The organism is Streptomyces sp. NPDC007863 (assembly GCF_040633895.1).
Taxonomy (GTDB): Bacteria; Actinomycetota; Actinomycetes; order Streptomycetales; family Streptomycetaceae; genus Streptomyces.
On sequence record NZ_JBEYEI010000017.1, the window covers coordinates 212,978 to 223,885 of the forward strand.

Below are 10,908 nucleotides of genomic sequence, written 5' to 3' on the forward strand. Positions count from 1 at the left end.
GGCTGGGGCGGGGCTGGGGCGGATCGACGCTGATCGGCCCTTTTCCCGGCCCGATTACGGGCATCCGAGGCGGAAACCGATGCCCCGGACGGTGTGGATCCACTCGCTGGAGCCGAGCTTGCCCCGCAGGGTTCCTACGTGGGTGTCGATGGTACGGCCCCGGGGGGACCAGGCGTCCCCCCAGACCTGGGCCATGATCTGGCGGCGCGAGATGACCGTGTCCGGCTGCGAGGCGAGCAGGAACAGCAGGTCGAACTCCTTGCGGGTCAGGTCCAGCGGCTCGTCGTCCAGCGTGGCCGTGCGTGCGTCGGCGTCGACGCGCAGGCCCTGGTGGACGGCGACGCGCGCCGGCGTGGTCTGGCGGTGGACCCGCCGCATGATGGCCTCCATCCGGGCCAGCAGCTCCCGGAACCCGTACGGCTTGACCAGGTAGTCGTCGGCCCCGGCCTGCAGGCCGAGGACGCGGTCGAGTTCGGAGTCGCGCGCCGTCACGGTGATGATCGGCGTCTCGCTGACGGTGCGGATGCCCCGGCACACTTCGAGCCCGTCGAGGTCGGGAAGGTCGAGGTCGAGCAGGACGAGGTCGGCGTCGCAGTGGGAACGCAGCGCCTGGGCGCCGTTCTTCGCACTCTGCGTCACATATCCCTGCCTGGTCAGTCCCTGGAGGAGCGTGTCGGCGTCCCGGGTGTTGGCCTCGACGACCAGGACGCGCAGTCCTTCCTGCCGGTGAGGGGTCGGGGAGGCGGCGAACTGGGGCCGGGAGGGGCCGCCCTGCGGGTGCCGGGGGCGGTGGTGCTCGGTCGGTGCGGTGAGGAGATCCACGGCCTGCCGATTCATCTGTTCCTCCTGTGGCGTGGCCGCAGCGGCTGGGGCGCTGCAGTCGGCGACGAGGACGATAACAAACAGACGTGTCTGAATGTCAAGGGGCTTCCACCCCTGCGTGTCAAGGGTTCCGTTGGGTGAATGCATGCCCTGAAGTGGCTGCGGCGTGCTAGATGGCACCGCGACTGCGGCAGGCGATCCAAAAAGCTTGGCAAGTTGTTAACCGAGACCACGCAGACCTGTCTGTATGTTGGGGGCGGAAGGTTAGCCGCAGCGGGGGGCGACGGCGTGCCGTAGGTGTCCCCTGCCCGCATACGACAGGAGTCCTGCACATGCCGCACTTCGCTGAGCAGTCGTCCACGGCACGGGTCATGGGAACGCGACCGGTCTCGGTGGCGGAGCAGGCCTTAACCCGGGTCCCGGCGCAGCGCCTGACGTCGACGGTCCCGCGGGAGTACGTCCACCGCGCGGCGGTCTCCGAGGTCTTCCTGACGGGGTGGGACGCGGTCGGCCCCGTCGACCCGCAGGGCGGTTCCCAGGAATTCGTGGTCCGCGCCCAATGGCCGCGCAGCCACTCCCTGTTCGCCCGAGACGGCGAGTACCAGGACCCCTTGCTCCTGATCGAGTCGGTGCGACAGGTTGGATCCCTGCTGGCCCACGCCGAGTTCGACGTCCCCTTCGGCTACCAGTTCCTGATGCGGGACATGTCCGTCTCGCTCGAACCCGAGCTGCTGCGTGCGGGAAGCACGCCCACCGAGGTCGTCCTCCGCACCGAGTGCCGGGACATCGTCCGCCGCAACGGCGCGCTGGCCTCCATGGCGTACGTCGTCACCGTGGAGCGGGACGGCAGGAGACTCGGCACCGCGGAGGCCTCCTTCAGGTGCATGAGCCCGCAGGTGTTCCAGCGCTTGCGCGGCGGCACACCCACACACAGCGATCAACCGATCCCGCCGGCCGTCGAGCCGGCCCTCGTGGGGCACACCAGCCCCCGGCACGTCGTGCTCGGCGTGCCCGCGCCGGACACGGCCGGCCGCTGGGAACTGCGGGTCGACACCGCTCACCCGACCTACTTCGACCACCCGGTGGACCACGTCCCGGGCATGGTCCTCCTGGAGGCCGCCCGGCAGGCCGCGCACGCGGTCAGCGGCATGCCCGACGCGCTCGTGCTCGGCCTGAACAGCTCCTTCACCTGTTACGCCGAGTTCGAGGCGCCGTGCTGGATCGAGGCCCGGACCGTTCCGGGCGAACGGGGCGACGGCGTGCTGGTGCGGGTCGAGGGAACCCAGCGGGGCAAGCCGGTGTTCACCACCGACCTCGTCGTGGCGGCCCGGACCCGCTGATCCGTCGCCCCGCGACGCGACACACACCCGCGGCGCCGGGTACACGCGCCACAACGCACACGCACGCGCCGGCGAGTACGCACGCCAGGAAGCACACGCACGCGTCGCCGAGTACGCCGTCCACTCGGGTGACGATCGGTGCCGGCTGACGAACCCTGGCCCCCCACGTACCGATCGCCCGTGTGTGAACCGACCGTTCCGGGTCCGGTGGACGAGCCACCGGACCCGGAGCTCTTGGCAAAGATCTGACCCCGACTTGGCGGCACCGGGAAGTGCCACCGGCCGCTTGCCGATCCCGACAGAGTCCTGCAACGGATCGTCTGGAGGCCGGCGCCCTCCCCGAACATGCTTGAGCCGGACCCTGCTCACCGCACCGTCCCCTGTCTCACCCATGCCCTCGTCACTCAGGAGAGCCATGTCCCGACGCCTTTTCACCTCGGAGTCCGTCACCGAGGGACATCCGGACAAGATCGCCGACCAGATCAGCGACACGATCCTCGACGCGCTTCTCGCCCAGGACCCGAACGCCCGTGTCGCCGTGGAGGCGTTGGTCACCACCGGCCAGGTGCACGTCGCGGGAGAGGTGACGACCTCGGCGTACGCCGACATCGCCACCCTCGTGCGCGCGAAGATCCTGGACATCGGATACGACTCCTCCGCCAAGGGCTTCGACGGCGCGTCCTGCGGCGTCTCGGTCTCCATCGGCCAGCAGTCGCCCGACATCGCGCAGGGCGTGGACACCGCCTACGAGAAGCGCGTCGAGGGCGACTCCCGGAAGGACGAGGGCGACGAGCTCGACAAGCAGGGCGCGGGCGACCAGGGCCTGATGTTCGGCTACGCGTCCGCCGAGACGCCCTCCCTGATGCCGCTGCCGATCGACCTGGCCCACCGGCTGTCGCGCCGCCTGACGGAGGTCCGCAAGGAGGGGATCGTCCCCTACCTGCGCCCGGACGGAAAGACCCAGGTCACCATCGCGTACGAGGATGACCGGCCGGTCCGCCTGGACACGATCGTCGTCTCCTCCCAGCACGCCCCGGGCATCGACCTGGACTCCCTCCTCGCCCCCGACATCCGGCTCCACGTGGTCGAGCACGTGCTGGCGCAGCTCGCGGCCGACGGCATCAAGCTGGCGACCGACGACTACCGCCTCCTGGTGAACCCCACCGGAAAGTTCGAGATCGGCGGCCCCATGGGCGACGCCGGCCTCACCGGACGGAAGATCATCGTCGACACGTACGGCGGCTACGCCCGCCACGGCGGCGGCGCCTTCTCCGGCAAGGACCCGTCGAAGGTGGACCGTTCGGCCGCCTACGCCATGCGCTGGGTCGCCAAGAACGTCGTCGCCGCCGGACTCGCCGAGCGGTGCGAGGTGCAGGTCGCGTACGCGATCGGCAAGGCCGAGCCGGTCGGCCTGTTCGTGGAGACCTTCGGCACCGCCACCGTCCCCCAGGAGGACCTGGAGCGGGCGATCGGCGAGGTCTTCGACCTGCGCCCGGCCGCCATCATCCGCGACCTCGACCTGCTGCGCCCCGTCTACGCCGCCACCGCCGCGTACGGCCACTTCGGCCGCGACGACGAGGGCTTCACCTGGGAGCGGACCGACCGCGCCGAGCGACTGAAGGCCGCCGCAGGGCTCTGACAGTGACGTGAGGGCCCCGAAAGAGACGGGCCTGACGGCCTGAGAGCCCCTATCCCAGGAGTGACGACGTGCGCATCGCGGTGACTGGATCCATCGCAACAGACCATCTCATGGTGTTCCCCGGCCGGTTCGCGGACCAGCTGGTCCCCGACCGGCTCGCCCACCTCTCGCTGTCCTTCCTCGTCGACGACCTCGAAGTACGCCGGGGCGGAGTGGCGGCCAACATCGCCTTCGGGCTCGGTAGCCTCGGCCTCACCCCCCAGCTCGTCGGCTCGGTGGGCGACGACTTCGCCGAGTACGAGCTCTGGCTCAAGCGGCACGGTGTCGACACCGGCGCGGTCCATGTGTCCACGACACGGCAGACCGCCCGGTTCATGTGCCTCACCGACCAGGACGGCAACCAGATCGCCGCGTTCTACGCCGGCGCCATGGCCGAGGCCGCGGACACCGGCCTGGGCGGCATGCTGACGGGCCCCGCCCGGCCCGACCTGGTGCTGGTCTGCCCGAACGAGCCGGCGGCCATGCTGCGCTTCACCCAGGAGTGCCGGGACCACGGAGTCCCCTTCGCGGCCGACCCCTCGCAGCAGCTGGCCCGGCTGAACGGCGAGGAGGTGCGCCGGCTCGTGGACGGCGCCGCCTGGCTGTTCACCAACGAGTACGAGAAGGCCCTGGTCCTGGAACGCCTCGGCTGTACGGAGGACGACGTGCTCGACATGGTGGGCGCCTGGGTGACCACGCTGGGGGCGGCCGGAGTCCGCATCGACCGCCGCGGCGAGGAACCGCTCACCGTGCCCGCGGTCCCCGGGGTGCGCGCCCTGGATCCGACCGGCGCGGGCGACGCCTTCCGGGCCGGATTCCTCACCGCGCTCAGCCGCGGCCTGTCCGAACGGACCGCCGCGAGACTGGGATGCGTGGTGGCGGGCGCGGCCCTGGAGTCGGTGGGCTCGCAGGCGTACGAGGCCGACGCCGCCCGGCTGACGGAGGTGTTCGCCGCCGCGTACGGCCAGGAGGCCGCGCGGGAGGTCGAACCGTCGTGGGGAGCGCGGTCGTGACCGCGAGCCGGGCCACCGCCCTCCGTGAGGCGCTGGCCGAGCGGGTGGTCGTCGCCGACGGCGCGATGGGGACGATGCTCCAGGCCCAGGAGCCGACCCTCGCGGACTTCGAGAACCTCGAAGGCTGCAACGAGATCCTCAATCTCACCCGACCGGACATCGTCGCCTCCGTCCACCGCGAGTACTTCGCGGCGGGTGTGGACTGCGTCGAGACGAACACCTTCGGTGCCAACCACGCGGCCCTGGGGGAGTACGACATCGCCCACCGCGTGCACGAGCTGTCCGTGGCCGGCGCGCGGGTGGCGCGCGAGGTCGCGGACGAGTTCACGGCCGCCGACGGCCGGCAGCGCTGGGTCCTGGGCTCCATCGGCCCGGGCACCAAGCTGCCGACCCTCGGGCACGCCCCGTACACGGTGCTGCGCGACGCCTACCAGCAGAACGCCGAAGGGCTCGTCACCGGCGGCGCCGACGCGCTGATCGTGGAGACGACGCAGGACCTCCTCCAGACCAAGGCCTCCGTCATCGGCGCCCGCCGCGCCCTGGCGGAGCTCGGCGCCGACGTGCCGCTGATCGTCTCGGTCACGGTGGAGGCGACCGGCACGATGCTGCTCGGTTCGGAGATCGGCGCGGCGCTGACGGCCCTGGAGCCGCTCGGCATCGACATGATCGGCCTGAACTGCGCCACCGGTCCGGCCGAGATGGCCGAGCACCTGCGCCATCTCGCCCGCCACTCCCGGATCCCGCTGTCGGTGATGCCGAACGCGGGCCTGCCGGTGCTGACCTCCGAGGGTGCCCACTACCCGCTGGGCCCGGCCGAGCTGGCCGACGCGCAGGAGCAGTTCGTGCGCGAGTACGGCCTCTCGCTGGTGGGCGGCTGCTGCGGTACGACTCCGGATCACCTGCGGGCGATCGTGGAACGCGTACGGGGCAGGGAGCCCGCCGCGCGGGAGCCCCGGCCGGAGCCCGGCGCGGCGTCCCTGTACAGCCATGTCCCGTTCCGGCAGGACACCTCGTACCTCGCCATCGGCGAGCGGACGAACGCGAACGGGTCGAAGAAGTTCCGCGAGGCCATGCTCGACGGCCGGTGGGAGGACTGCGTGGAGATGGCCCGGGACCAGATCCGCGAGGGCGCGCACATGCTCGACCTGTGCGTGGACTACGTCGGGCGTGACGGCGTCGCCGACATGGAGGAGCTGGCGGGCCGCTTCGCCACCGCCTCCACCCTGCCGATCGTGCTCGACTCCACCGAAGTGCCGGTGCTGCGGGCGGGCCTGGAGAAGATCGGCGGCCGGGCGGTCATCAACTCCGTCAACTACGAGGACGGCGACGGCCCCGAGTCCCGCTTCGCGCAGGTCACGCGCCTCGCCCAGGAGCACGGCGCGGCGCTGATCGCGCTCACCATCGACGAGGAGGGCCAGGCCCGCACCGTCGAGAACAAGGTCGCCATCGCCGAGCGGATCATCGGCGACCTGACGGAGAACTGGGGGTTCAGGGAGTCGGATCTCCTCATCGACACGCTGACCTTCACCATCTGCACCGGTCAGGAGGAGTCGCGCAAGGACGGCATCGCGACGATCGAGGCGATCCGGGAGCTGAAGCGGCGCCACCCGGAGGTGCAGACGACGCTCGGTCTGTCGAACATCTCCTTCGGTCTCAACCCGGCCGCCCGCATCCTGCTGAACTCGGTCTTTCTCGACGAGTGCGTGAAGGCCGGTCTGGACTCGGCGATCGTGCACGCCTCGAAGATCCTGCCGATCGCCCGCTTCGACGAGGAGCAGGTCACCACCGCGCTCGACCTGATCTACGACCGGCGTGCCGAGGGCTACGACCCGCTGCAGAAGCTGATGGCGCTCTTCGAGGGCGCCACCGCCAAGTCCCTCAAGGCCGGCAAGGCCGAGGAGCTGGCCGCGCTGCCGCTGGAGGAGCGCCTCAAGCGGCGGATCATCGACGGCGAGAAGAACGGCCTGGAGGCCGACCTCGACGAGGCGCTGGGCGAGCGGCCGGCGCTGGAGATCGTCAACGAGGTGCTGCTCGACGGGATGAAGACGGTCGGCGAGCTGTTCGGCGCGGGGAAGATGCAGCTGCCGTTCGTGCTCCAGTCCGCCGAGGTCATGAAGACGGCGGTGGCCCACCTGGAGCCGCACATGGAGAAGTCGGACGCCGACGGCAAGGGCACGATCGTGCTCGCCACCGTCCGCGGCGACGTCCACGACATCGGCAAGAACCTCGTCGACATCATCCTCTCCAACAACGGCTACGACGTCGTCAACATCGGCATCAAGCAGCCGGTCTCCGCGATCCTCGAAGCCGCCGAGGAGCACAAGGCGGACGTCATCGGCATGTCCGGGCTCCTCGTGAAGTCCACCGTGATCATGAAGGAGAACCTGGAGGAGCTGAACACCCGGGGCCTGGCGGAGAAGTACCCCGTCATCCTCGGTGGTGCGGCCCTGACCAGGGCCTATGTCGAGCAGGACCTCCACGAGATCTACCAGGGCGAGGTCCGCTACGCCCGCGACGCCTTCGAGGGGCTGCGTCTCATGGACGCGCTGATGGCGGTGAAGCGCGGCGTCCCCGGGGCCGTGCTGCCCGAGCTGAAGCAGCGGAGGGTGCCGAAGCGGGAGGTGCCCCTGGAGGTGCGGGAGCCCGAGCCCGGAGGCCGCTCCGACGTGGCCACCGACAACCCCGTGCCCGCCCCGCCGTTCTGGGGCACGCGGGTCGTCAAGGGCATCCCGCTCAAGGACTACGCCTCCTGGCTCGACGAGGCCGCGCTCTTCAAGGGGCAGTGGGGGCTGAAGGATCCCGCGTCGATCGAGTCCGAGGGGCGGCCGCGGCTGCGGGCGCTGCTCGACCGGGTCGAGCGCGAGGGCCTGGTGGAGGCGGCCGTGGTCTACGGCTGGTTCCCCTGCGTGTCCAAGGGCGAGGACCTGATCCTCCTGGACGAGCACGGGAGCGAGCGGACCCGCTTCACCTTCCCCCGCCAGGAGCGCGGCCGCCGTCTCTGCCTCGCCGACTTCCACCGGGCGGAGGAGACCGGCGAGATCGACGCCGTCGCCCTCCAGGTGGTCACGGTCGGTCCGCGGATCGGCGAGGCCACCGCCGAGCTGTTCGCCGCCGACGCCTACCGCGACTACCTCGAACTCCACGGTCTGTCCGTGCAGTTGGCGGAGGCGCTGGCCGAGTACTGGCACGCGCGGGTGCGGCGGGAGTGGGGCATCGGCGGCGCGGACCCGGCGGGTCTCGCCGGCATGCTCCGCACCGAGTACCAGGGCTGCCGCTACTCCCTCGGCTACCCGGCCTGCCCCGACCTGGAGGACCGGGCGAAGATCGCCGACCTGCTCCGGCCGGAGCGGATCGGGGTCGAGCTCTCGGAGGAGTACCAGCTCCATCCCGAGCAGTCGACGGACGCGATCGTCGTCCACCACCCCGAGGCGAGCTACTTCAACGCGGGAGGCCGACGCCTGTGACCCCGACACGTGTGACGCCCACCTTCTCCTTCGAGTTCTTCCCGCCGAAGACCGACAAGGGCGAGCGGACCCTGTGGGACGCGATCCGGCGCGTGGAGGCGCTCGGGCCGGACTTCGTCTCCGTCACGTACGGCGCCGGCGGCTCCTCCCGGGAGCGGACGGTCGAGGTCACGAAGCGGATCGCCGCCGAGACCACGCTCCGGCCCGTCGCCCACCTGACCGCCGTCGGCCACTCCGTCGCCGAACTCCGGCACATCATCGGGCAGTACGCCGACGCCGGCGTCCGGGACGTGCTCGTCCTGCGCGGGGACCCGCCCGGCGACCCCATGGGCCCCTGGACCCCCCACCCGGAGGGCTTCGCCTACGCCCACGAGCTGGTCGAACTCGTGCGCTCGCTCGGCGACTTCAGGATCGGCGTCGCCGCCTTCCCGGAGCGCCATCCGCGGTCGCCGGACTGGGAGAGCGAGATCCGGCACTTCGTCGCCAAGTGCGCGGCGGGCGCCGACTACGCGATCACCCAGATGTTCTTCGACCCGGAGGACTACCTGCGGCTGCGCGACCGGGTCGCCGCCGCGGGCTGCGACACCCCGATCATCCCCGAGATCATGCCGGCCACCGACGTCCGGCAGATCCGCCGCTTCGCCGAGCTCAGCGGCGCCGCCTTCCCGGAGGACCTGGCGCACCGCCTGGAGGCCGCCAAGGACGACCCGGCGCGCGCTCACCGCATCGGCGTCGAGCACGCCACCGCGATGGCCGAGCGGCTGCTCGCCGAGGGCGCGCCGGGCCTGCACTACATCACGCTCAACAAGTCGACGGCGACGGTCGAGATCCACCGCAACGTCCTGAACTCCACCGCAACGAACCCTAGGAGCACACCGCATGTCCTCGCAGCCGCCCGCTGACTTCACCGACTTCAAGGTCGCCGACCTGTCCCTGGCCACCTTCGGCCGCAAGGAGATCACCCTCGCCGAGCACGAGATGCCCGGTCTGATGGCCATCCGCCGCGAGTACGCGGAGGCCCAGCCCCTCGCCGGCGCCCGCATCACCGGCTCCCTGCACATGACCGTGCAGACCGCCGTCCTCATCGAGACGCTCGTCGCCCTCGGCGCCGAGGTCCGCTGGGTGTCCTGCAACATCTACTCCACCCAGGACCACGCGGCCGCCGCGATCGCCGCCGCCGGGATCCCGGTCTTCGCCTGGAAGGGCGAGACCCTGGAGGAGTACTGGTGGTGCACCGAGCAGGCCCTCACCTGGCCCGGCGGCGACGGCCCGAACATGATCCTCGACGACGGCGGTGACGCCACGCTCCTCGTCCACAAGGGCGTCGAGTACCGCAAGACCGGCGCGCTGCCGGAGGCGGAGAACGAGGAACTCGCCGTCGTGCGCGCCCTGTTGGAGAACAGCCCGCTGGACTGGCCGGCGCTCGCCGCCGGCATCCGGGGCGTCACGGAGGAGACCACCACCGGTGTCCACCGCCTGTACGAGATGCACCGGGACGGCGTCCTGCTCTTCCCGGCGATCAACGTGAACGACGCCGTGACGAAGTCGAAGTTCGACAACAAGTACGGCTGCCGCCACTCGCTCATCGACGGCATCAACCGCGCCACGGACGTCCTCATCGGCGGCAAGACGGCCGTGGTCTGCGGCTACGGCGACGTCGGCAAGGGCTGCGCCGAGTCGCTGCGGGGCCAGGGTGCCCGTGTCATCGTCACGGAGATCGACCCGATCTGCGCGCTGCAGGCGGCGATGGACGGCTACCAGGTCACGACGCTGGACGAGGTCGTGGAGACGGCGGACATCTTCATCACCACGACGGGCAACAAGGACATCATCATGGCGTCCGACATCGCCCGCATGAAGCACCAGGCGATCGTCGGCAACATCGGCCACTTCGACAACGAGATCGACATGGCCGGCCTGGCGAAGATCCCGGGCGTCGTGAAGGACGAGGTCAAGCCGCAGGTCCACACCTGGACGTTCGAGGACGGCAAGGTCGTCATCGTCCTGTCGGAGGGCCGTCTGCTGAACCTGGGCAACGCCACCGGTCACCCGTCCTTCGTGATGTCGAACTCCTTCGCGGACCAGACCCTGGCCCAGATCGAGCTGTTCACGAAGCCGGAGGAGTACCCGACGGACGTGTACACGCTGCCGAAGCACCTGGACGAGAAGGTCGCCCGCCTCCACCTCGACGCGCTCGGCGTCAAGCTGACGACCCTCCGCCCGGAGCAGGCCTCCTACATCGGCGTCGGGATCGACGGCCCGTACAAGCCGGAGCACTACCGCTACTGAGTCCGCACCGCCCCCGTCCGCGCAGGCCGGCTTCCGCGAGGAATTCGGCCTGCGCGGATTCTTTTTCCGCGTTTGACGAGGATTTGACGTTCCCCTGTCCTCGGTGGGGAAGTGTTGCGCTCTCTTGCCGATCCGGTCCCATTTCTGGAGGGCGGTCCATTGAAGCGGATATGGGGCTCCTAGGAGGCTTGTGGCTCTAAGAGAGCTGAGGGAGCCATCGTGCGCAAGGTGCTCATCGCCAACCGTGGCGAAATCGCTGTTCGTGTCGCCCGTGCCTGCCGGGATGCCGGGATCGCGAGCGT

General features: G+C 70.5%; 8 protein-coding genes. 7 read left to right on the forward strand and 1 reads right to left on the reverse strand.

From position 1 onward, the window contains the following. Positions 1 to 54: 54 nt before the first annotated feature. Positions 55 to 837, reverse strand: coding sequence for a response regulator transcription factor (locus ABZ621_RS26135; protein WP_360608550.1), 783 nt, complete (start codon positions 835 to 837; stop codon positions 55 to 57). Between the two features lie 317 nt (positions 838 to 1,154). Here ABZ621_RS26135 and ABZ621_RS26140 point away from each other — a divergent pair, with 317 nt between their 5' ends. The 7 genes from ABZ621_RS26140 to ABZ621_RS26170 all read left to right on the forward strand — a co-directional run. Next, positions 1,155 to 2,162, forward strand: coding sequence for a ScbA/BarX family gamma-butyrolactone biosynthesis protein (locus ABZ621_RS26140; RefSeq protein WP_360608553.1), 1,008 nt, complete (start codon positions 1,155 to 1,157; stop codon positions 2,160 to 2,162). A gap of 415 nt (positions 2,163 to 2,577) precedes the next feature. After that, on the forward strand, positions 2,578 to 3,801 hold the full coding sequence (gene metK, locus ABZ621_RS26145; RefSeq protein WP_360608555.1) for a methionine adenosyltransferase: 1,224 nt from the start codon (positions 2,578 to 2,580) through the stop codon (positions 3,799 to 3,801). A 68-nt stretch (positions 3,802 to 3,869) separates the two neighbouring features. After that, positions 3,870 to 4,853, forward strand: coding sequence for a carbohydrate kinase family protein (locus tag ABZ621_RS26150; protein ID WP_360608557.1), 984 nt, complete (start codon positions 3,870 to 3,872; stop codon positions 4,851 to 4,853). Further along, positions 4,850 to 8,317 carry a methionine synthase gene (metH, locus tag ABZ621_RS26155; RefSeq protein ID WP_360608558.1) on the forward strand — a complete coding sequence of 1,156 codons (3,468 nt, stop codon included), beginning with the start codon at positions 4,850 to 4,852 and terminating at the stop codon, positions 8,315 to 8,317. Before ABZ621_RS26150 ends, metH begins: the two co-directional genes overlap by 4 nt. Further along, on the forward strand, positions 8,314 to 9,219 hold the full coding sequence (metF, locus tag ABZ621_RS26160; RefSeq protein WP_360608560.1) for a methylenetetrahydrofolate reductase [NAD(P)H]: 906 nt from the start codon (positions 8,314 to 8,316) through the stop codon (positions 9,217 to 9,219). Before metH ends, metF begins: the two co-directional genes overlap by 4 nt. Beyond that, positions 9,197 to 10,606 (forward strand): adenosylhomocysteinase, encoded by a 1,410-nt coding sequence (gene ahcY, locus ABZ621_RS26165; protein WP_360608562.1) that lies wholly within the window; start codon positions 9,197 to 9,199, stop codon positions 10,604 to 10,606. Before metF ends, ahcY begins: the two co-directional genes overlap by 23 nt. Before the next feature lie 228 nt (positions 10,607 to 10,834). Then, a partial coding sequence (locus ABZ621_RS26170; protein ID WP_271058894.1) for a biotin carboxylase N-terminal domain-containing protein occupies positions 10,835 to 10,908 on the forward strand: 74 nt, incomplete at its 3' end.